The following is a 21,934-nucleotide window of genomic DNA, read 5'->3' as shown; positions in this document are numbered from 1 at the left end:
AACATTCAAAACACAATCAATATTCATGTACAAATACTTTGGATTTGGGCTTCAAATCCTATCAGATATTGAATTTCCTGAATTGCTTCCTTCAATATTTGATGTTCCGGATGTAATGATTAACATCGGAGAAATCCCTGCTATTACAAATGTAAAAATTATACAAGGCAACGATATTTCTTATATTATCAATGAAGAGGAACTAATCTTCTCGGTTAAAGATACTGCAAGTTATTACGTTGCTTATGGCAGGGAAATCATTATAGCCCCACATAATGATGTCAGGGAATTTCGTAGCATCAGACTTTTTGTGCTGGCTACTGCTATGGCGGCAATTCTCACACAACGGGGATTGCTCCCCTTTCATGCTTCTGCAATATTGGAAGATGGAGAACTGGTGTTTATATGCGGATACTCAGGTGCGGGAAAATCAACCACACTTGCCGGACTTATCAAACTTGGATACACTATATTCAGTGATGATATTACAGTATTACAACGAGATCCGGACAATAACCTGATAACTGGTACGGCCTCCTATCCTATGATCAAGCTATGGGAAGATTCTTTGCTTACATTAAATCATCAAGCTTTCCAGGACAGATCATTCCCTGTAAGACCGGGAATAAAAAAATACGGGATCTTCTTCCATGACGATTTCGATCGTCATCAATATCCTGTAAAGAAAATCATGCTGTTAAAAATAGGAGATGATTACCGCATACATACTGAAAAACTAACAGGCATACACGCCTTTGAAGCTATATCAAATCAACTCTACAGGCCGGTGCTAATGCAAAGTCAGTCATTACGGATGTTAAGTTTCAATATAGTCAGTAAACTATTACAGCATACTGATGTTTATCTTATTACAAGGCCTTCCAGCTGCAGACCTTCGAGATTATTATCAGTAATATCTTCATTGATATAACATGCGAAAATATGTATCTATCCGAAGCCTCTTGTTTTTCGCCGAAGCCTGGCTGCTGCTGGCAGCTGCAAGATTGATCCTTATTTTTGTTCCTTTCCGGAGAATAGCTCCGCTGCTGGGCAAAAATATTATCGGACAGCTACCATTACTACAGATAATAACGACAGTACAAGTTCAACAAAACGTTCGTATTGCTATCAGCCGGGCTTGTACAAGATCCCCCTGGAGAACAAAATGTTTTGAACAGGCCCTTGCAGCAAAAATCATGTTAAGAAACAGAAGTACAGTGTCCATTATATACTTTGGTGTTCATATAAAAAATGATGATGCAAATACAATGCTTGCACATGCCTGGCTGGAAAGTGGTGGCATCAGGGTTACAGGTGGGAAAAACATATATCCGTTTTCTGTGATAGCAGGTTTTAAAAGCTGAATATTATGCATGCAATTTTCGGTATTATTAATAAAAGCGGGGCTCCTCTACATGATATAATAGTTGACAAACTGTCTCATTCAATGCAGCACAGAGCTTTTGATGGCATGGATGTATGGCGCAACGGAGCCATTGCACTTGGGCAATGCCAGGTTACTTCCGGTCTGGAACCTGCAGAGAAAAGATGCCCTCCCGCTTACTGCAGCATTTTCATTACGGCAGATATAAGGATTGATAACAGACAGGAACTGATCCATATCCTCCGGCTCGATAAACACACTGCAGACTTTAACCTGTTATTACACGCCTACCTGAAATGGGGGGAAGATTGTGTCAACCACCTGCAAGGTGAATTTGCATTTTGTATCTGGGATAAGTTACGAAAACGGCTATTTCTCGCTACAGATCATATAGGATACAGGCCGCTATTCTATTATGACTCTACCACCGTTTTTATTTTCTGCAGCGAAATCAAAGGAATACTCTCGGTAAAACCAGGCCCCCATCATTTTAATGCTGCCAGCCTGATTGAATATCACTGCAGAGATGGCAATCCGGATCAAACCTACGACAAAGACATAAAAGCATTAAGAGGAGGAAACAGTTTAATACTGCAGGATGGAGTATCACACATTAAGAAATACTGGCATCTCCTTCCCTTAAATAAATACCGGTTCAGAAAAGATGAAGAATGGACAGAATGCCTGAAAGAATTACTCCAGCGTTCGGTAGAGAACAGGTTAAGAACAAACAAACCTGTCGGTGTGATGCTCAGTGGGGGGATTGATTCAACGGCCATTACCTGTATGCTTGCAAAAATACTGGCCGATAAAAATCAACCTCTGTATGCTTTTTCATCTGTTCTGCCTATAAGCTATACAGGTGCTGCGCAGGATGAAAGAAAATACATAGATATTGTTCGCAAACATTGTCCTAACCTGGAACAAACATATGTGGAAACCACAGGTGACGGACCTTTCACAGGTATTGAACAGGCTTTTGAAGCAGATGAATGCTTTCCTAATATTTTCTTCAATATGGACAGGGCAATTGCAGCGGCGGCTAAAGAAAAAAAGATCGGCACCTTCTTCATTGGCTATGGCGGCGACTACTGGGTATCCTGGAAAGGTAATACCGTCTTTTATCAGTTAGTACAAACAGGACACTGGAAAGAAGCAGTACAACTATTAAAGAAGTTCAACCGGAATGGTAAACACTGGTTGCAATTATTAAAGGAGGAATATGCAATTCATACATCTTTGTACCAAAAGATCCGGCAAGTTATAAAAAGACATGACCAGGACAAACACACTACTTTACATAAAGAATTTACTACTCCCTACCACACTGGTCCGTTCTTCCAACGGGTACAACCCATCAATACTTCCATGCAACAAATCATCAGCAGTGGCCGGTGGAGCATGTTGCTTGGAACTTTTGCAAACCGGTATGCCGGTCATGAAATGCAATCTGCAATACCGCTGACAGATAAAAGCATTAATGAATTTATGATGGATGTACCATTGAAATTATTCAGAAAAGGGGGATACAAAAGGAGCCTGATGCGCCATGCTATGGAAGGTGTTATTCCACCGGAAATCCAATGGCGGCAAGATAAAGGGAAATATGTACCTGACTATGCAGTCCGTATTATGGAACAAAAATCATATATAGAAAATATCATGCAATCGGAAGAACATAACTTTGCATTCAATCATTTTTTATCCCGGAAAGGAATACAAAACTCATTGGAAGCTGTTGCAGGAAAAACCCACTTTAACACCGGAGAGGAGCAAATAATATCTTCACTTGCACAGGCTACTATTTCTGCTCAGCTACTTTTTACATTGAAGGAGAAAGGCTATAATTTTTCATAACGAATAAAAAGTGTAACTTAAATGCATCATCCAAAACAAACAATATGAAAAACGAAACATCTGAGACACAACCTAAACAAACATGGGTAACCCCAGCATTCACTGTACTTTCCATTAATGACAAAACACTGGGGTTAGGCGGTGGCGGTCCTGATTTTGGGTCCGAGTTGAGTTAAATTATTTTAACTATGAAATCAGGAGCTGACTAAAAGTAAAGTGAAAACACTGAATATTTTTCATCTCCATCGTAATCAGTTAATAGAGTTTTTACTTTTAGTCCGCTCCCATTTATCCAAATACTTTTCCTTTTACAAAACCCCATACTTCAGCCTGATATGCTGGAATAAAATAATCACTTACATACAACATCCCTACTTTAATTATTTTCGTATCAGCACATGCGATTAATATACACTCATTATTATCGAGTATAGTACCCGCTCTTTCAGTGCTGGAATCATTCATCAATTGGGCATCCATTAATTTTGCCTCCTGTTGGTAAAATAAAGTTTGTGCCCCTTTATTCCAGGGATTACAGGCACGTACAAGATCACAGATCTCCTCTCCCTTCATCGTATCCCAGTTAATCATCACATCTGTTAACTGCGGACGTTTATAATATGCTGATATCTTACTTTTCGCCCGCAGATCAGGCAACGGAAACTGAGATTTAATTACCGACAGGATGAACTCCACTCCCTCTATACATAACCTGCTGAACAACTGATGAACATAACTGTAATTATAATGAGGCAGATTGGATGTTTCTTTTTTCCATACCACTTCACCATCATCAAATTTTGAAGACAAGCGGTGTATGGAAATTTCCAGAGAAGATTCTCCCTGCTTCAATTGCCAGAATACAGGTACGGGCCCTCTGAAAGAAGGCAGTGGTCCATAATGAATATTGAAAGCGGAGATATTCAGTTTTCCAAATATTTTCACATCAAGCAGGTACCTGTATCCGAGAACAAAAACAACGGCGAGCCCTTTTTGTTCCAGCCAGTTATATACATCTGTCTTCTGGTCCTGCTCAATTGTACAGGGAATATTTATCGAGTGTAACAATGTTGTTACTTTCTGATGAATGTAATTATCGGGTGGAGGAGAGAAAAAAACACACACCTGAAAACCGTGATTTGCAAGTGTGTATGCCAATAGGATGCATTCATCCGAATTGGAAATAATACCAATATGCATGTATAGAACTATGGATTATGCTGGTTCTGGATATATTCCGTTCACGGCTATGATGTAATTAAAACTAACGTAAGGCATGAGGTTGTCATGCGCCTGGCTTGACCCCGCTGATTGACATGTATTAGCGGCCAATGTACCATTTGTAGTGGTAGTTCCTCCATCGGGAAGTGGCAATGCAGTATACGATGTTACATCCGGATAAGGAGGTGTTAAAGTACTGTTGTTTCCATTCGTTTGTGCCAGCAAAGCATTTGCCGGACTACCAGTATTTGCTGCAATGTTTACTGCCTGGAAGGTATGTATATGTGAAGGCAATGTAGTACTGTTTAGTATTACCTGAGCAGCTCCCCCCTTGGCAGCCAGTGGATAAGAGCCCGTTCCTCCTGCTGCAGAAATTGTACCTGTACCAACTGCTACATTCAACCGGAAATCCGGAAGTGCAAATGTAGAGCTTCCGTTACCTCCGTATGTATTTCCCAATAAGGCATATAAAGCCTGGTTCTCTGATACATTTAGCATTGTACCATCACATAAGGCCCAGCCAACCGGAGCATAATTTCCCGCGAAAACTCTGATTTCTCCAATATATGGATCCATAACGTATAGATTTATGATTAACCAATTGTAATTGTCTTTTTATGATCTGGTCGGATATAGCCCCGTAATAGCAATACAATAGTTCATTGCCAGGTAAGGACTGCGATTCTCATGACCAGCTGAAGATCCTGCGGTTGCAATACAAGGTGCCATAGGAACCAGTGGGTCCGTAATTGCAGGAACTGCATACAAATTTGCATTTGCCGCGTTTTTTGATGCCTGCGTGGCAGCTGTAGGAATGTTGGGATTCCCCAGGTAATGAGTATTGGGCCCACCAGAGTCATAAGTATTATTCGCAGCAAGGGAATGAGTATGTAAGGGAATCTGAGCAATGGTTAATACAACATTCTCTGTTCCTCCGGCCTGCCCAATCTTATAAACAGTTCCAGACGGTGTACCGCTTGTAAAACCAACTATAGCACGCCCGTTCAGGTTAGGAAGATTAAATACAAATTTAGCATCTCCCCCATAAAAAACTCCTATTAACGAGTACAAAGCAGCATGCTGGCTTATCTGGAGTAGCTGTCCGTTACAAGCCATCCAGTCGGCCGGAATACGGTTGTACGGAAAAAGGCGGATTTCTCCTACATAGAAGTCCATATTGTTCTATTTAAATAAGGTGAAAAATAAATCATGTTCTGCTAGGATACATTCCATCATAACAAATGCAAAAATTCATAGCCAGAAACGGAGCTAAATTTGAATGAGGAAGGCCCTGACCGGTGGGTGTGATTGCTGCATTATTCATTGAAACAAGGCGGGCAGCGCCTGCAGAATACTCAATAATACTTGCATTGGCCGTTTTACTAAGCGCATTGGTGAGGTAAACAGTATTGCCCGGTTGAGCCGTTCCTGTTACTGCTTGTGTAGGCTTGTTCCTGGTTACAACATTAACAGCATGAGAGTGGGCCGTCATCTGGTTAGATGCCAGCGTAATTGTTTCTGCACCTCCGGAAGCCCCCACTGTATGATTTGGTATCTGATTCTGCGCACCACTCAGAATTTTACCGGAAAGGTTTGGAACTTTAAAAGTAGCTGTTGCACTTCCACCAAAGGTTGTTCCGATAATTGAGTACAACGCAGCATACTGCTGTTGCGGATACGTTGTACCATTACATGGCAACCATCCCTGTGGAGTGTAATTAAAACCAAAGGAGCGGATTTCTCCGATTATTCCATCCATAACTTAACAGATTTAAGAAGTTAGTAAAAGGTTCTTAGTTTATGTATACAGATGTTTTAGATACTTTCATGCTTCAGGATACGGTATAGCTTGATAATGGAATGGTCGTTATCATCCCAATTGAAATTCTTATTGTCAAATGCAGATTATTACTTCAGCAATGAAAATGGTGGTTTAAAAATGGAGTTACCATTACTTCAGTAAATGGAATAGTAAATGCTTTTGAAATTAGATTTTGTGCTTTTGGTGTTAAGGGGTATGTATTTGAAAAGATTAAATCCTATGCTCATTGCAAATGTCTATATCCAATTTAGGATATCAAAGTGAGAAATAAAAATCCCTAAGTAAATAAATTCCTTTTTATTATGCAGAAAATAATCTACCTCATATATGAGGATTAGACTAATTAAGTCGATTTCATATAAATAGTCTACTTAATGTTTTTTTTTGCATAGATCGGTTTCTACTCTGCCACGGCGTTCTGCATCACCCAGAATAGTATCAAAGTATTTGAGAAATATCTATAGATATTTATTGAGTTCATTAACCAATTGAAATACGGTAGTAGATGATTCTTCTATGGCAGGATTATGAGGTTTTTCAAAAGAATGGTATATCCTGTCTGCATTTGCAATGGCTGTTTCCTGAGTATTCAACAAGGCATTAAACATTTGAGAACTTATACCGGCATCTTTACTATAAGCAAATCCCAAATGTTGATTCAGCAATTGTTCAAACCGTTTCCTGTTAATATGACCTTCATGTGCTGAGAAATGCAATAAAAACCAATATTCAAAACATTGATTGGAATATGCAACTTTAAAACCATTTGCAACAGCTATAAGAATGGCATTATTGAAATCTTCCGCACTGAAATCATCCTTATCAAATACTACCCAATGCTGGTCAAATTTTCGCCCTTTATTGCTGTATTTCTTTTTTATATCTATCGCTTTGTTTACCAGGGAAACAGTATTGAATCCGGTACCAACTGCTTCTACCTGTGCAGATCCCAGTTTAAACCCATTAAAATAATCAGGCTCTGTATTTTGTCCCTCACAAATAATCAGAAAAGTTTGTTTTGGTTCCTGATAATTATTAAAACGTTGAATACTTTTTTCTTTTCTTTTATCCAGTCTTTGCTGAATTTTCAAAGGGATATCCCTACTTGCCATTTCTTAAGTTTTTAAATTAAATAACTTTCCGAAATTTCTCAAGGCAGGAATGGCGCCATACCTCCCCTGTAAGTAGTCCTTTTCGAAGGAGGCGTCATTACGTACTTTGTAGGTTGATAAAGCATATAAATCTGATGCTCCGTATCTGTTTTTTTGTGTAAACCAGATCTGGTCTCTTCTAAATTGATTTGTGCTTAAAAGGTTTGTGTCATGAGTAGTAAAAATTAATTGTGCATTCTTCGGATTGGTTACCGGCGAGTTAAACAAACTGATGATCTTTTCTGTCAATAGTGGGTGTAACTTCGAATCGAGTTCATCGATCGCCAAAACTTTACCATTGTCTAGTGTATCAAGTATAGGGCCCGCCAGGCCAAAATATTTTATCGTACCATGTGATTCATCTTTATTAAAATGAAACTGAACTGGTTCAATCTCTACTGAATTTACATCAAATTTCTGATGTATACTTATAAGCGAATTAATTTCTTTACCAATTGTTGGTTTTCTTGCAGGAGGTTCAAAAAGCATCCATCCTTCTTCAGCATATTCATCTGCTGTTTCCGTAGCATTAATCTGTAAATCATCGATACCTAAATCGGCATACTTAGTAAAGTCAATAATACGCTGTCTATATGATTCGTTCTGCAAAAGGTTCATTGTGTAGCTTAAATAATTCTCATCAGTTAAACCTGACAACACCTTAAAATCTCTAAACCATTCGAAAATCTCATTTGCAATCTGATCATTAAATTGTGCTGCTACAGACAATAATAATGCATTAGGACGAATCATATTCTTAATCACCAGATCATGGCCAATCTTAAATTTACTATGCAGTGATATTGGTTCATTCTCATGCCTGTAGAATATTTCCAGTTCCTTGGATTTCGTTTTCAATTTCTTCTGAAAAAGCCACTCAGTTACTACTCTTTTAGTATCCGCTTCAAAGCCATACCGATATTGAAAATCATTCTTTATAAAAATGATTTCAAAATAAGACGGAGTATGTTCAGTTTCACTACTGAGTTTAAAATTCAGAATATCAATTGGCTCCCCCACCTGTGTGCTGGTTGAAGAATTTAATACAAACCAACGCATAAACTTTAACGCCTTACAGAAATTAGACTTCCCACTTGCATTGGCACCATATATTACAGCACTTCGTAGCAGATTAAATCTGACAGACTCAAAGGGTTGAAATATCACATCCTCTTCTTCGATTTTCTTATCTTTTAATGAAGAAGAAACCATGCTAAATGTAATTTCCTCTTTAAAAGATAGGAAATTAGCAATTGACAACTGTACAAACATGATATTCGTGATTTTATCACAAATATACATAACATCTTCTGGATTTTTACATTTCTCCCCATATTTAACTCACATTTCTTCATTTTAACCAATAAACCCCATAAAAAAAGCCGCCTGCATTATACAATACAGGCGGCGAATATCTATCTCTTATATTATTTCTTATTCTTCTTATACCACTCCGAAAACGATACTGCAGGCGCTTTCGGCATTTCCCTCTGTTTAGCCCAGGGGTTCAGCCTGTTATTCGCAATACCAGGAAAAACACGCAACACAAACCTGCCGGCACTCCCTGCAAATTTGAACAATCCAGGCTTTGATAATACCATGTTCATCATCTGCATACCTGCTTTCTTCGAAGTATCACTATACCCTTCCTGTGTAATCACCTGCCGCCATTTATACAACTGCTGATGTATATCTATTTTTACCGGACAAACATTGGAACAGGAACCACATAAGGTAGATGCAAACGGCAGATCCTTATATTCTTTCATATCCAGATTAGGTGCCAGTATAGCTCCTATAGGTCCGGCAATAGCGTTGTGATAACTATGCCCCCCGCTACGCCTGTAAACAGGACAGGTATTCATACAGGCACCACAACGGATACACTTTAACGAATTGCGGAAATCTTCACGCCCCAACTGTCTGCTGCGACCATTATCCACTAATACGATATGCAGTTGCTGCCCTTCTTTAGGTTTGCGGAAATGACTGCTGTAAGTGGTGATCGGCTGTCCTGTAGCACTACGTGCCAGCAGTCTTAAGAATACTCCCAAATGCCGGCGCTGCGGAATAATTTTCTCTACACCCATACAAGCTATATGTACATCTGCCAGATGAGCTCCCATATCAGCATTGCCCTCATTGGTACATACTACCATTTCTCCGGTTTCTGCTACGGCAAAATTAACACCGGTAATAGCTACACGCGATTGGATAAATTCCTTGCGCAGGTGCTGCCGTGCTGCTGCTGTCAGGAATTTAGGATCAGCATTGCCTGCAGGCGTACCTAAATGGATATGGAACAGATCTCCTATTTCCTCTTTCTTTTTATGGATACAAGGCAATACAATATGGCTCGGCGGTTCCTTTGCCAGTTGTACAATACGTTCGCCCAGGTCAGTATCTATTACCTCAATACCATTATCTGCCAGGAAAGGATTCAAATGACATTCTTCTGTGAGCATGGATTTACTTTTGACCATGCGTTTTACTCCATGTTCTTTCAGCAATCCCAGTACAATGCGGTTATGTTCTGCTGCGTCAGCGGCCCAGTGCACTACAGCACCGTTTTGCTGTGCATTACGTTCAAATTCCAGCAGATAATCGTGCAGGTTACCCAACACATTATGTTTGATCCGCGAAGCGGCCTCCCGCAGGTTTTCCCATTCAGGAATGCTCCACGCCATCTTATCACGTTTCTGGCGTACCCACCACAACGTTTCATCATGCCAGTCCACTCTGGCTTCATCAGCATTAAACGCTTCTGCCAGCTCTGCGTGTTCTTTATGTACAATCTCTTCCATGATCTTTTATTCGTAACAGGCGTTCAGAATCTCTGCAATATGTAACACCTTCACCGGACTATTCTGGCGGCGCAAAATCCCTTCAAGGTGCATTAAACAGCTTACATCATTGCCGGTAATATATTCGGCACCGTTATTCACATGATCTGTGATCCGGTCTTTTCCCATCTTCACAGATACCGCTTCTTCAAATACACAAAAGGTACCGCCAAATCCGCAACATTCATCTGTACGTTTCAGATTCACCAGTTCCAGTCCTTCTACCATCTCCAACAACTGCTGTGGCTTGGAAAACGGTGCTGCCACCAGCTCGCTCATCTGGGCAAGCCCCAGCCCACGCTGACCATGACAGCTCTGATGTATGCCTACTTTATGCGGGAATTTTGCCGGCAAACTTTTCACATGCAACACATCTGTTAAAAATTCTGCCAGCTCATAAATATGATGGCGGATATGTGTGGCTGCTTCCTCCTTACCATCTACATGTAAATGCTCTTTGATATGCAGTACACAGCTACCCGAAGGGCCAACAATGTAATCGTAATCCTGGAAGTGATCAACGAACAGCGTATTACAGCCGGTTGTCAAATGCTCAAAACCAGAGTTGGCCATCGGCTGCCCGCAACAGGTTTGCCCCTGCGGGTATACTACCTCACAACCCAGTTTCTCCAGCAGGGACAATGTGGCAATACCCACCTGTGGGTAAAACTGATCTATGTAGCATGGTATGAAAAGTCCTACTTTCATCTATATCGTCTTATTATGCGTATACAACCTCATCTCTACCAGGTCGCCGGGTAATGGCTGTTGGTTCCAGTGCGGGTGAATAGCCAGCGCGGCTCCTACCGCCGTGGCCTGCGCTACTGAAGCGGCATATACCTCCATATAAGGGAATGCAGCTGCCAGTAAATGCATATACACCGGGTTCCGGCCAAAACCACCGTCTACAAAAATACGCTTCACCGGAGTACCCGCCGTAACTAATTTTGTAGAATGCTGCTGCTGTTCCATAATATCCATCATCAACCGGTGATAGGCTATTTCATAACTGGCAAAAGCTGTCAGCGACCTGTTTGCAAACCGGGAAGCCTTCAACAATTCAGGCCGATTCTCCTGCTGGAAGTCTGCCGGATGCAACAAAGCAAATATAGCTGGGTCAAAGGCAACCTGCTGGTAGTAATTTACCGGTGTCTGATAATATTCTGCCAGCCTCTTCACCTGCTGTTCATGTTCGTTGCCGGCAAAAAGCCTGGCAGCTTTCACAGGGTCTCCTTCATAAGTAAGATAACAAAGGCAATCCTGCTCCAGTTCTTCCGGTGTAAGCGGCTGTTTGTTAAACGGATTCAGAGTGATACACCAGGTTCCTGTGGAGATCAGTGCAAAAGGTTCGGAGAAACTTGTGAGATAAGGAATAAGTGCCGAAGAACTATCATGTAATCCTGCGCCAACTTTATAATCGCCTGCCTGCATTGTTTCATTACAGGGAAAAAACGGTGGTAGTTTATCAGTAATACCTTCTTCCTTTACCCAGTGATGATATTGCTGTTTTACAAAATCCCACAGCATAGTATGACATCCTACACTGGTAATATCTGCCAGCGGCCGGCCTGTAATGAGATAACTGATGTATTGCGGGAGATGTAAGGCATATTGAATATTGTGAAATAATTCAGGTTGCAGTTGCTTTAAACGATAAAATTGTAACCCTGCATTCAAACTTCCCAATGCCGGAGAAGCCGTTTCATTACTTAACTGTGATTGCGTACCATAGCTCCTGTAAAATTGTTCCTGTACTTCGGCAGGGTATGGTTTAAGATAATTGTACAAAGGTGCGGCCACCTGCCCTTTCCGGTCAAGGTATACCAGGCTGGCTCCATAGGTGCTGAAATTCAGTGCTTTTACCGTATATCCGGGCATTTGTGTCAATTCCTGCAAACTATCCTTCACCCAGCGGGTGAGTAATGCCACATCCTCACAGGTATCTCCATCTTCATCTGTTGTTTCCGGAAAACTTTCTCCCCGCTCCCATACTATCTTATAGTGTTCATCTATCAGGAACAGTTTCTTGTTCGTCTTACCTATATCAAGTATCGCTATACAATTCATTGGTGTTTTTTTGCAACGGGAGTCTATAGTCCGGTGGCGACTGTTTTCAATCCTCTCTCCTTAATTAAGTTCTCCCTTACTTTAAACTTCCGGTAAAAAGATACCGGTTCCAGCACTCCGCCAGACAGTAAGCGCGCCTGCGCTATCAGCGGACGAACATCCGTTCTGTAAGCCTGCTGCAATATTTCCTGAGCGGCAACTGCATCATTATTCTGCTGTGCGGCCTGTAATGCTTTTGTATCTACCAGCAATGCCTGGGCATAAGCAATCATAATTGCTTCTACGGATTGTAACAGATCTTCCAGCGGATCTTTCACATTATGAGAAGCATCAATCATCCAGCCAAGGTCTGTGTTATGATTCATTCCACGTGCATCCATTCCTTCCACCAGTTCATTGAATATCAGGAACAGCTGATAAGGATTGATACTGCCTACCGTCAGATCATCATCACCATATTTGGAATCATTGAAATGGAAACCTGCCAGCTTACCTTCCATTAGCAGCAAAGAAACTATCTGCTCTATATTGGCATTAGGAAGATGATGTCCAAGATCTACTAAAGTTTTTGCTTTAGGGCCTAGTTTATTTGCGAAGAGCAGGGACTGGCCCCAGTCTCCGATAGTGGTAGAGTAAAAATTAGGTTCAAATGCTTTGTATTCGATCCAGAGTTTCCAGTCACCTGGTAATGCTGCATAGATTTCCTCCATACTTTCAAGCGTGCGTTTGAAAGCACCACGGAAATTCAGCTGACCGGGAAAGCAGGAACCATCTGCCAGCCAGAGGCTGAGCGCATTGGACCCTAGTTCCATACCATAACGGATCACTTCAATATTATGTTCTATTGCCTGTGTTCGTACCGCCTTATCCGTATGATGGAGAGAACCAAACTTATAACTATGTGCCTGATCCGGCTGATCCTGGAAAGTATTGGAGTTCACTGCATCAAAACGTATGTCATGCTGAGCCGCCAGTGCTTTAATAGCTGCTGCATTTTCAGGAATATCCCAGGGAATGTGCAGGGAGATGGAACCACTGCTGCGGTTCAGTGCATGCAGTAAGCCAACGTCCGTGATTTTCTCTTCAATATTACGGGGTTCACCACCACCGGAAAAACGTCCGAAGCGGGTACCACCGGTACCGAGCGCCCAACTGGGAATAGCTACCTGGAAGTCCTGCAGTTTTTGCAGAATGTTAGGCAGTTCCTTAATATTTTCTGCTATGTGATTAAAGTTTCTATTGTGGGTTTGCTGAAGGTCATGATTAAATTCAGCTACCTCGAATTTTTCTATGTTCATAACGGAATCATTGTGGGTTATAGGAAAAATACAAAATTAAAATGAGGCAGACTAAAGTTAGATATCACCTCAAAGTCATAACCTCTCAAACATAAGAACTAAAGTTATCTACCCTCTCAAAGCCATATTCTTTTCAAACATAAGAACTAAAGTTGCCTACCTTCTCGAAGCTATATCCTTTTCAAACATAAAAACTTAAAAGCGCCCTTAGGAGCTCTCTGTTTTTAGCATATAAATTGACTCCTTTAGAAATCATTTAATAAAGGGCCGACTAAAAAGAATATCCTCGATTCTTAACGCTTTTAGTCGGCCCATATATTTTCTATAAACAAAGAGATCTAACTGAGCTTTTTCAGCTAATTTATCTTACAAAGGCAGCGGCCACCCCACCATCAACATTCAACACATTCCCGGTGGATTTGCTTAGCAATCCGCCGGTGAGGGCGAAACAGGCATTAGCAATGTCTTCTGGTAAAATCACCTGGTTCAGTAAGGTACGCTTTGCGTAAAATGCCGGTAATTCGGATATGTCAATACCATATGCTTTTGCACGACCAGCAGCCCAATCGCCTTCCCATATTTTACTGTCCGCAATTACCGCATCAGGGTTCACAACGTTGACACGAATGCCATATGTGCCCAGCTCTGCGGCATTCAGACGGCTAAGATGCAACTGTGCCGCTTTTGCAGAACCGTAACCCGCATTATTAGGACCACTCATCAAGGCATTTTTACTCACAATATTGAGTACATCGCCTCCCATATCCTGCTTACGCATGATATTTACTCCTTCCTGTGTTACAAGAAACTGACCTTTCACCAGTACATCGTATAACAGGTCCCAATCTTTTTCAGTATGTGCTTCCAAAGGTTTAGAGATGGACAGACCCGCGCAATTTACAATCAGGTCAACCCCGCCAAAAGCAAGGCTGGCCACTTTATAGGCTTCCCGGATATCTTCACTACGCGTTACATCAAGGATGGCGGTTGCGAATACGTCCGTTGAATATTGTTTTCCAAATTCTGCTTTTGCAGCTTCCAGCCTGCTCGCATCGTTATCATTGATGATCACACAGGCACCTTCATCTGCAAATCTCTTAGCGATTGCTTTTCCAATACCTCCGGCACTTCCGGTGATCAGGGCAATTCGTCCTGATAAAGCCTTGGGCTTCGGCATACGCTGTAATTTCGCTTCTTCCAGCAACCAGTATTCTATATCAAAAGCTTCCTGTCTTGGTAAGGCAGTATATTCGGAGATCGCTTCTGCACCCTTCATCACATTGATCGCATTGGTATAAAACTCAGCAGCTACTCTTGCAGTTTGTTTATCCTTTGAGAAAGTGAACATACCAATACCAGGATAAAGAATCACAACAGGGTTAGCATCCCGTAGCGCAGGACTATTCGGATGACGACAGGTATTGTAATAGTCGGTATACATTTGCCGGTAAGCTGCAAATAAAGGCTCCAGCTGTTTTTTCAGAGCATCCGCATCATCCAGGGAAGCTGTAGGATCCAGCGGTAATACCAGCGGACTTATCTTTGTACGCAGGAAGTGATCCGGGCAACTGGTTCCTAGCGGTGCCAGGCGATCCAGATCTTTGGAGTTGATAAATTCAAGCACTCTCGCATCATCTGTAAAATGCCCAACCATACGGGTATGGCCGGAACAGAGTCCACGTAATACAGGAGCCAGTGAAGCAGCTTGTTTTCTACGTATTTCTGAAGCAGGCGAAGTGAGTTTTAATCCACCGAATGCAGGTCCTTTCTTACCATAATTACCTTCCAGGTAAGCAGCACAAGCCTCAATCACTTCCAGGGTATTGATATAACTTTCGTAAGCAGTATCTCCCCAGGTAAATAAGCCATGAGAACCTAACATGATACCTCTGATTCCAGGATTATCACGCAGGCACTGCCGCAGTTGCAGACCCAGATCAAAGCCAGGACGCTGCCAGGGCACCCATCCTATTTTACCACCAAACAGTTGTTTTGTAATACGCTCACCATCCTTTGCAGCAGCAATTGCAATAGCCGCATCCGGATGCAGGTGATCTATATGTTTGAAAGGCAGGAAGCCATGCAAAGGCGTATCGATGGAAGGTGCTTTTGAGCTAAGGTCAAAGATGCAATGATTAAACAGTTCCACCATTTCATCTTCATGCTCAATGCCCTTGTAAATGTTTTCCAGGCTGTGGAGACGCTCTACGTACAATGCTGCCAGTCCGCTGCGTTTCAGGGTTCCCAGATCACCACCGGAGCCTTTTACCCACATAACTTCTGTTTGTTTTCCTGTAAGTGGATCTATAGATTCGACTTTGCAGGAAGTGTTACCCCCACCATAATTGGTAAGCCTTAAATCAGCCCCCAACAGATTAGAACGGTAAATCAGCAGCGCTACCTCATCGCCAGCCAGTGCGGCGGCTTTTTCCTCATCCCAGAGATAGCTTACATGCTTAAAATTGATTGTTGCAGACATATATCAGGTTTAATATTTTATTAGTTCAAAGAATTACCATATCCCACCAACAGCACCGATATCATGATGGTAAGTACACCCAGCAGGATCGTGCCAAAAGTCTTTTTACTCACACCTCTCCATTCATGCAGGACTATACCCCACAAACTGGAGATCATGATGATGAAGGCCATGTGTAAGATCCAGGAGCTGGCACCATTACCAAGTTTGCTTTCTCCCATACCGTAAAAGAAGAACTGGAAAAACCAGGTAGTTCCGGCAAGTGCAGCAAAGAGATAATTATTTGACAGCGGTGTTTTCTTATCGGTATAATTACTGAATGTTTTATTTCTTGCATTCAGTAAAAGACACCATAAAAGGTTAGTGGTCAAACCGCCCCATAACAAGACTACAAAGATCACATTATTCTGAAACAAGGGATTGGCGCCATGTTCGATAGCTACCCCTGCCATTGGTTTACCCGCTTCTATACCAAAGTTAAAACAGGCACTCAGTATACCGGATATGGTGGCCACGATCAATCCTTTGCGAAGGCTAAACTCTTTAATACTTTCCTTCTTCTGATCATCAGACAATTCACGTTCCTTCATTACACCAGCTGCTCCGCAAATAGCAATACCAATGAGGCAGACAACCACCCCGATCAGGACCATTTGTCCGCTGGCGCTGTGCAGCATAGCTGAAAAAGTATGTGGATTGTCTTTAGTAAATAAGTCGCGATAAATTGGCGGGATCAGGGAACCGAAAGCGGAAGTATAGCCCAATGCTACAGACATTCCGAGGGACATTCCCAGGTAACGCATGGCCAGTCCGAATGTGAGTCCGCCAATGCCCCATAAAACACCCATAAAGTAAGTCCAGAATAAAGTAGAACTGTCGGTATCCCTGATAATGGCAAGGAAGTCCGGTACTGTGATCCATGCTGCGAGGAAAGGTACTATCAGCCAGGAAAACAAACCTCCAACTATCCAGTAACTCTCCCATGCCCAATTCTTAACTTTTTTAAAAGGAATATAAAAACTACCAGAAGCAAATCCCCCGATAAAATGAAAAATAACACCTAAAATAGCTTGCATAATTGTGGAATTGATTTTATATCAGTCTTTAACGGTGGAACATCTACCCTTTACATATGGGTATCTTTCAAAAATAATTAAAGAGATGCGGGAAACTGTCCTATACCTACCTATTGGGGAATTAACTTTTCAAGACGCATACCATTGGTATAGCTGCACAGAATAACAAAACGTATAATAAATATGACCGGTGATCTGCTTCCGGGGTGGTATAAACCAACAAGCGGTATGCAACAAGCCAATGTACTATCATCTGTATTATAAAGATGCTAATGTTTAATGGCTTTGATATAACCTCTTTTAATGGAACCATAGTCAGCATTGCACATAAAAAGATGGCGGGTAAAAACAGGAAGTAATGGATACTTAATATGATTCGGGCTTTCCGGTCTCCTACGGCAATGGGCAATGTTTTCCTTCCTCCTTTTAGATCACCGGCCACATCTCTCAGATCTTGTATTGGCAAGGCAAATCCGGCCCATATGCTCATCATTGCAAAATATGCCTGTGTTCTGTAACTAATTACCTGCTCTGGTTGTAATGCAATTTGCCATTGAACATTAAACAATATAAATGTGCCTAATGTCATTCCAACAAGATTTTTGGAAATCCAGTGATTACTCCATCCTCCTAAATTTAAATAATAGGAAATAATAGTCCAGGCTAACGAATACCAGAATAAGCCCAGGAATAATGCATAAACAAGATAAACGAAATTGTATGCATACATTCTGGTGAAAGTTTCTTTCATGGTTACGAAGCCCGTAACAAGAGGCCTATATGGCTTATTGATCCGGTCTTCCTCAATTCCATCTATCTGATTAGAGATGCAAAAGGTGTAGATATATAGTACAGCATAAGTAAGAGAAATGAGGATGGGGATCATCAAATCTTTCCATGATCTGCCATTAAAAATACAGGAGGTAATAAATATTAATAATGAAGGCATAATTGTATCCCAGATATCATTATTAATAAATCCCCATGCAATACGCAGTTCCCTGATTATTGCCCTGAATGTTAATTTACAGTATAGCGGACGCATGAGATAAAATCTCCTCATTCCAAAAATAAGGAGAAATTGGACAAATAAAAGAGGGATAAATCTAAACAATGCCCTAACCTCTCTTAAGAGAGAGATATGTCTTTTTTAAGACATTGGTTTAATATCTTATATAGATTCTTATGCTGAATAGGCTTTATTATATATGCAGCAGCTCCTACCTGCTCCATTTCATCCATTGCATTCTTTGAACAATCTCCTGAAGCAATGATAACAGGAATATCAATGAAATGATCTTTCAACCAAACAATTAACTCTTTCCCGCTCATTTTAGGCAAATGCCTGTCAGAAATAATAACATCCGGCACATACTCTTTAAGTATTTCCAATCCCTCTTCTACACTACCACAACTTTTCACTTCAGCATGTTCATTAAGCAAAAATTTCGCTAAAATCATCTGGCTCATCAGATCATCTTCAATTACAAGTATCTTCTTTCCTGCCACATTCTCCCTATCATGTATTTCATCTTTGGAAGGAATATAATCGCCAGGTTCAAAAGGTATCATTACTGAAAAAGTAGTATGTTCTCTCTCAGTCTCAACGGATATCTCTCCGCCTAACATTGTAACCAGCTTTTTAGTTATGTATAAACCCAATCCCGTACCTTCAACGAAAGCATTTCTTTCACATTGATATTCGTCAAATATTTGTGCTGCCTTCTCTTCCGACAAAAAGCTTGAGTTTCTGAAATGCATTACAATATATCCTTCGTGGGTATACTCCAGCGTAAAACGAACCTGACTTTTAGGTGCTGTGAATTTTATAGCATTAGATAAAAGATTGTTGATGATTTTTAGCAGAAATATTTCATCACCCCTCATAATGGGTATTTCTTCATCTGCTATTAAGATAATATCTGCTCCTACTCTGCGGGCAATAATACTATTAACGCTTATACAGGTTTGAATAAGATCCTTAATATCGAAAGATGTCTTTCTGATCTCGTCAAACTTCCCGGCTTGAATCTTTGCCAGGTCTAACACGTTATTTATAATATCTATCGTTGTTTTACCCGCAACATTTAAATCATCAATTTCTTTCATGATTTCAGAACCTTCCTCTAATTGAAGAAAGAGGGATTTTCTTGATTGCAGGATCTGGGCAATCCCTATAATCCCATTGAGCGGAGTTCTTATCTCATGCGATGTTTCCCAGAGAAAATTAGTTTTATGGGTATTTGCTTTCTCTACATCTGCAAATAATTTATCGTTCTGCTTTATGTATGAAAATGTTATAATAGACATTAGTATCACCATCCCCCCGCAACATAAATGAGAAATCACAGGAAGGGCAGTTTCAGAAAAATGAATGGGCGTAATAACCTGAAAAAAATGATTTAGATAAACAATCAGCCATAGAATAATTGTTGCACTTATAAATACTGCTCTGGATTTCTTCTCCCTATAAACCAAACAAGCAGATCCTATTAAGAAAATAAACAGAAATGCAGCAATTAACTCAACGGGAATAGTTTCGCCCAATATTGCACCAAAATATACCGCACTGAAACAATGAATAAGATAAACTCCCATTCTGGCTTGCTGGTATTTACCCAGTCCGTTCAGATATACTACTGCAAAAAAACTGCTGCCTTCAAATATAACGGGAATTAATATTTTAGTCAGAGGCATCATAGCATATATAATACCACCAAACACAAATACCATTAATCCTGTAACTGCAGAAGTGAAATTAATACTAATCACCGCCTGCTTCTCATTCTCATCAAGACCTGGAGTCCCTGCATTTATTATTCTGCTAATTATAGACTTGAGGGTAATGCCGAAAATGTTTCCTGTAATTTTCATATAATTATTTGAGGGTATTAGGGCCAAACCTGATAATCATACATTCCTCATTATAAAGTAAATTATACTTTTTCTCTCCCCGGTTTGTTAATGGGAGGTTAACAACATTTTATTTATAGCATTACGACTTTGATCCCCGCTTTCAGATTACTGCCCCCTGGATTGATAAAATTGGTTGTCCCGAATTTAAAGTGACTTCTAAGTAATAACTCTTGTTCAGCAGGTGCTGAAACTAAATAGAGGGAAGCCTCCCCTTCATATATTTTATTCCACCTCTTTAACCAGGAATTCTTCTACAGATCGTTTCTCAGAAGAGAAATTAATACCTATCCCTATTTTCTTTCTGGAATCTGATTGATACGAACGCAAATATCCCTTCTCAAAAATCTGATCAAGGGCCGCCTGGGCAGTGCCATTCAGCTTCAGCTCTAATGCAAAAATGTATTTATCAGTAAATACTAATATATCACATCGGCCGGTAGAGCTATGTACTTCGCTGCGTACGTCAATACCTAAGCGCTTAAAAGAAAGATGTACAATAATATGAAAGATAGATTCGCTTTCTGCCTTCCAATGATCATAAGGAATGGTCGATAAAAGTGTATCCAGCGCTTTTATCATTTGAGGCATATCATTATTTTTCAACGCCTTGTTCAAATCATATGTAACCGACATCGAGTCATGACCCGGAAATATATTCCTGTAAGCACTCAACAACGCATCTGTAAGGCTTTCTTCCACCTCCTTATTCGGATATCCCAGCTCATATAGCCTTGATTCAGGATCATAAGCCTTAATGGTCAGGTAACCCGTCTGAAACAAAACCGGCACCGGAGCAATATGCTCCACATTAAAGCTACTTATGGCATTTTCTCCAATTAATACATTATCCAAATCAAACTCAAGGTTATGTTTCATCAGATTCACCAACCACGTTGGTGTACCCGTTTGAAACCAAAAATTCTGAAGCCGTCCGGAACCCATATAACTAAGCAATGAGAATGGGTTATACACTTTTGTAATGCCATCCCAGGAATATCCATTATACCATTCCTTTAATTTCTGCAAAACATTCGGCTGACTTTGCTGAAGAACACTTATTTCTTCGGCAAAATCAGATTCAAGTTCTTGCTGGGTAATACCTACAAGTGCAGCATAATGGGGATTAAGCGTAATATCATACAGGTTATTCAGATCAGAGAATATACTCACTTTGGAAAACCTGCTTACCCCAGTGAGCAACAGCAAACGAATATATTCATCAGAATCCTTTAATACAGAATAAAAACTCTTAAATACAGAGCGGTTCTCCTCCACTTTCTCCAGATCTTCCAGATAATCTGTAATAGGTTTATCATATTCATCAATCAGGATCACCACCGCGCCATTGGCTGAAGCTTTACGGATTAATTCTGCAAACCTTCCTTTTAAATGACTGGATTCCAGTTCTATGCCGAACTCTTTTGCTACAATACCCATTTCCATATTGAGCGCCTCATACAATCCTAATTTCTGGTAATCGAGCTTACTAAATCGTAAATGTATCACCGGGTGTATCTGCTCCCAATTCCATTGATCATGTATCCAAAGCCCTTCAAACAGTTTTTTGTTGCCGCTGAAAATTTCCTTTATGGTTGATAACAACAGGGATTTACCGAAACGTCTGGGACGACTGAGAAAATAATACTTCCCAGATTCTATTAGCCTATAGATTAGTGGGGTCTTATCTACATATAAAAACCCCCCTTTCCTTATTTCCCCGAAATCCTGTAAACCTATTGGATACTTACGCATGCTAACAAAGATAAAATAAAATTCAGCACAAATACTGTGCTATATCCTGAGAATCAGTATGATTAAAT

The 21,934-nt window shown here is 40.7% G+C and carries 19 protein-coding genes; 4 read left to right on the top strand and 15 right to left on the bottom strand.

From position 1 onward, the window contains the following. Positions 1-25: 25 nt before the first annotated feature. From BM176_RS13595 to BM176_RS32910, 4 genes are read left to right on the top strand one after another with little or no spacing between them, the layout of a single operon-like run. Positions 26-931 carry a hypothetical protein gene (locus BM176_RS13595; RefSeq protein WP_090103837.1) on the top strand — a complete coding sequence of 302 codons (906 nt, stop codon included), beginning with the start codon at positions 26-28 and terminating at the stop codon, positions 929-931. A gap of 1 nt (position 932) precedes the next feature. Then, on the top strand, positions 933-1,364 hold the full coding sequence (locus tag BM176_RS13590) for a lasso peptide biosynthesis B2 protein (RefSeq protein ID WP_090103835.1): 432 nt from the start codon (positions 933-935) through the stop codon (positions 1,362-1,364). Positions 1,365-1,369: 5 nt separating this feature from the next. Beyond that, positions 1,370-3,241 (top strand): asparagine synthase-related protein, encoded by a 1,872-nt coding sequence (locus BM176_RS13585; RefSeq protein ID WP_090103833.1) that lies wholly within the window; start codon positions 1,370-1,372, stop codon positions 3,239-3,241. Between the two features lie 44 nt (positions 3,242-3,285). Further along, complete coding sequence (locus tag BM176_RS32910; RefSeq protein WP_255373508.1) at positions 3,286-3,417, top strand: hypothetical protein; 132 nt, start codon at positions 3,286-3,288, stop codon at positions 3,415-3,417. A gap of 112 nt (positions 3,418-3,529) precedes the next feature. Here BM176_RS32910 and BM176_RS13580 read toward each other — a convergent pair whose 3' ends face one another. The 15 genes from BM176_RS13580 to BM176_RS13510 form a co-directional block, all read right to left on the bottom strand. Beyond that, complete coding sequence (locus BM176_RS13580) at positions 3,530-4,441, bottom strand: formyltransferase family protein (RefSeq protein ID WP_090103831.1); 912 nt, start codon at positions 4,439-4,441, stop codon at positions 3,530-3,532. Positions 4,442-4,456: 15 nt separating this feature from the next. Beyond that, positions 4,457-5,038 carry a phage tail protein gene (locus tag BM176_RS13575; RefSeq protein WP_090103829.1) on the bottom strand — a complete coding sequence of 194 codons (582 nt, stop codon included), beginning with the start codon at positions 5,036-5,038 and terminating at the stop codon, positions 4,457-4,459. 39 nt (positions 5,039-5,077) lie between these two features. Then, positions 5,078-5,638: a phage tail protein gene (locus tag BM176_RS13570; protein WP_090103827.1), complete on the bottom strand. Its 561-nt coding sequence runs from the start codon at positions 5,636-5,638 to the stop codon at positions 5,078-5,080. A 31-nt stretch (positions 5,639-5,669) separates the two neighbouring features. After that, positions 5,670-6,221 carry a phage tail protein gene (locus tag BM176_RS13565; RefSeq protein ID WP_090103825.1) on the bottom strand — a complete coding sequence of 184 codons (552 nt, stop codon included), beginning with the start codon at positions 6,219-6,221 and terminating at the stop codon, positions 5,670-5,672. A gap of 521 nt (positions 6,222-6,742) precedes the next feature. Next, positions 6,743-7,396, bottom strand: coding sequence for an RloB family protein (locus tag BM176_RS13560; RefSeq protein WP_090103823.1), 654 nt, complete (start codon positions 7,394-7,396; stop codon positions 6,743-6,745). 3 nt (positions 7,397-7,399) lie between these two features. Further along, on the bottom strand, positions 7,400-8,707 hold the full coding sequence (locus BM176_RS13555; protein WP_090103821.1) for an AAA family ATPase: 1,308 nt from the start codon (positions 8,705-8,707) through the stop codon (positions 7,400-7,402). Between the two features lie 155 nt (positions 8,708-8,862). Beyond that, positions 8,863-10,239 carry a lactate utilization protein B gene (locus BM176_RS13550; protein ID WP_090103819.1) on the bottom strand — a complete coding sequence of 459 codons (1,377 nt, stop codon included), beginning with the start codon at positions 10,237-10,239 and terminating at the stop codon, positions 8,863-8,865. Positions 10,240-10,245: 6 nt separating this feature from the next. Next, the gene (locus BM176_RS13545; protein ID WP_090103817.1) at positions 10,246-10,986 is read right to left on the bottom strand and encodes a (Fe-S)-binding protein; all 741 of its coding nucleotides are present in this window, start codon (positions 10,984-10,986) and stop codon (positions 10,246-10,248) included. Further along, positions 10,987-12,345 (bottom strand): FGGY-family carbohydrate kinase, encoded by a 1,359-nt coding sequence (locus tag BM176_RS13540; RefSeq protein WP_090103815.1) that lies wholly within the window; start codon positions 12,343-12,345, stop codon positions 10,987-10,989. A gap of 23 nt (positions 12,346-12,368) precedes the next feature. Beyond that, positions 12,369-13,643: a sugar isomerase gene (locus tag BM176_RS13535; RefSeq protein WP_090103813.1), complete on the bottom strand. Its 1,275-nt coding sequence runs from the start codon at positions 13,641-13,643 to the stop codon at positions 12,369-12,371. 361 nt (positions 13,644-14,004) lie between these two features. Continuing rightward, a complete protein-coding gene (locus BM176_RS13530; RefSeq protein ID WP_090103811.1) occupies positions 14,005-16,122 on the bottom strand; it encodes a bifunctional aldolase/short-chain dehydrogenase in 2,118 nt (705 codons plus the stop codon). 20 nt (positions 16,123-16,142) lie between these two features. Next, complete coding sequence (rhaT, locus tag BM176_RS13525) at positions 16,143-17,198, bottom strand: L-rhamnose/proton symporter RhaT (protein ID WP_090103809.1); 1,056 nt, start codon at positions 17,196-17,198, stop codon at positions 16,143-16,145. A gap of 121 nt (positions 17,199-17,319) precedes the next feature. Then, a complete protein-coding gene (locus BM176_RS13520; protein WP_090103807.1) occupies positions 17,320-18,261 on the bottom strand; it encodes a UbiA family prenyltransferase in 942 nt (313 codons plus the stop codon). Positions 18,262-18,326: 65 nt separating this feature from the next. Beyond that, a complete protein-coding gene (locus tag BM176_RS13515; RefSeq protein WP_090103805.1) occupies positions 18,327-20,072 on the bottom strand; it encodes an ATP-binding response regulator in 1,746 nt (581 codons plus the stop codon). Positions 20,073-20,336: 264 nt separating this feature from the next. Next, positions 20,337-21,866, bottom strand: a complete 1,530-nt coding sequence (locus BM176_RS13510) for an ATP-binding protein (RefSeq protein WP_090103803.1) — start codon at positions 21,864-21,866, stop codon at positions 20,337-20,339. Positions 21,867-21,934 lie beyond the last annotated feature (68 nt).

Origin of the sequence: Chitinophaga sp. CF118 (genome assembly GCF_900112615.1) — a bacterium.
Taxonomy (GTDB): Bacteria; Bacteroidota; Bacteroidia; order Chitinophagales; family Chitinophagaceae; genus Chitinophaga.
This window is presented reverse-complemented; position numbering and strand designations above follow the sequence as displayed.

What these genes read in the sequence shown, in the direction of transcription:
- BM176_RS13595 (WP_090103837.1), top strand. Translation starts at nt 26, where the DNA reads ATGTACAAATACTTTGGATTTGGGCTTCAAATCCTATCAGATATTGAA.
- BM176_RS13590 (WP_090103835.1), top strand. Translation starts at nt 933, where the DNA reads ATGCGAAAATATGTATCTATCCGAAGCCTCTTGTTTTTCGCCGAAGCC.
- BM176_RS13585 (WP_090103833.1), top strand. Translation starts at nt 1,370, where the DNA reads ATGCATGCAATTTTCGGTATTATTAATAAAAGCGGGGCTCCTCTACAT.
- BM176_RS32910 (WP_255373508.1), top strand. Translation starts at nt 3,286, where the DNA reads ATGAAAAACGAAACATCTGAGACACAACCTAAACAAACATGGGTAACC.
- BM176_RS13580 (WP_090103831.1), bottom strand. Translation starts at nt 4,441, where the DNA reads ATGCATATTGGTATTATTTCCAATTCGGATGAATGCATCCTATTGGCA.
- BM176_RS13575 (WP_090103829.1), bottom strand. Translation starts at nt 5,038, where the DNA reads ATGGATCCATATATTGGAGAAATCAGAGTTTTCGCGGGAAATTATGCT.
- BM176_RS13570 (WP_090103827.1), bottom strand. Translation starts at nt 5,638, where the DNA reads ATGGACTTCTATGTAGGAGAAATCCGCCTTTTTCCGTACAACCGTATT.
- BM176_RS13565 (WP_090103825.1), bottom strand. Translation starts at nt 6,221, where the DNA reads ATGGATGGAATAATCGGAGAAATCCGCTCCTTTGGTTTTAATTACACT.
- BM176_RS13560 (WP_090103823.1), bottom strand. Translation starts at nt 7,396, where the DNA reads ATGGCAAGTAGGGATATCCCTTTGAAAATTCAGCAAAGACTGGATAAA.
- BM176_RS13555 (WP_090103821.1), bottom strand. Translation starts at nt 8,707, where the DNA reads ATGTTTGTACAGTTGTCAATTGCTAATTTCCTATCTTTTAAAGAGGAA.
- BM176_RS13550 (WP_090103819.1), bottom strand. Translation starts at nt 10,239, where the DNA reads ATGGAAGAGATTGTACATAAAGAACACGCAGAGCTGGCAGAAGCGTTT.
- BM176_RS13545 (WP_090103817.1), bottom strand. Translation starts at nt 10,986, where the DNA reads ATGAAAGTAGGACTTTTCATACCATGCTACATAGATCAGTTTTACCCA.
- BM176_RS13540 (WP_090103815.1), bottom strand. Translation starts at nt 12,345, where the DNA reads ATGAATTGTATAGCGATACTTGATATAGGTAAGACGAACAAGAAACTG.
- BM176_RS13535 (WP_090103813.1), bottom strand. Translation starts at nt 13,643, where the DNA reads ATGAACATAGAAAAATTCGAGGTAGCTGAATTTAATCATGACCTTCAG.
- BM176_RS13530 (WP_090103811.1), bottom strand. Translation starts at nt 16,122, where the DNA reads ATGTCTGCAACAATCAATTTTAAGCATGTAAGCTATCTCTGGGATGAG.
- rhaT (WP_090103809.1), bottom strand. Translation starts at nt 17,198, where the DNA reads ATGCAAGCTATTTTAGGTGTTATTTTTCATTTTATCGGGGGATTTGCT.
- BM176_RS13520 (WP_090103807.1), bottom strand. Translation starts at nt 18,261, where the DNA reads ATGAGGAGATTTTATCTCATGCGTCCGCTATACTGTAAATTAACATTC.
- BM176_RS13515 (WP_090103805.1), bottom strand. Translation starts at nt 20,072, where the DNA reads ATGAAAATTACAGGAAACATTTTCGGCATTACCCTCAAGTCTATAATT.
- BM176_RS13510 (WP_090103803.1), bottom strand. Translation starts at nt 21,866, where the DNA reads ATGCGTAAGTATCCAATAGGTTTACAGGATTTCGGGGAAATAAGGAAA.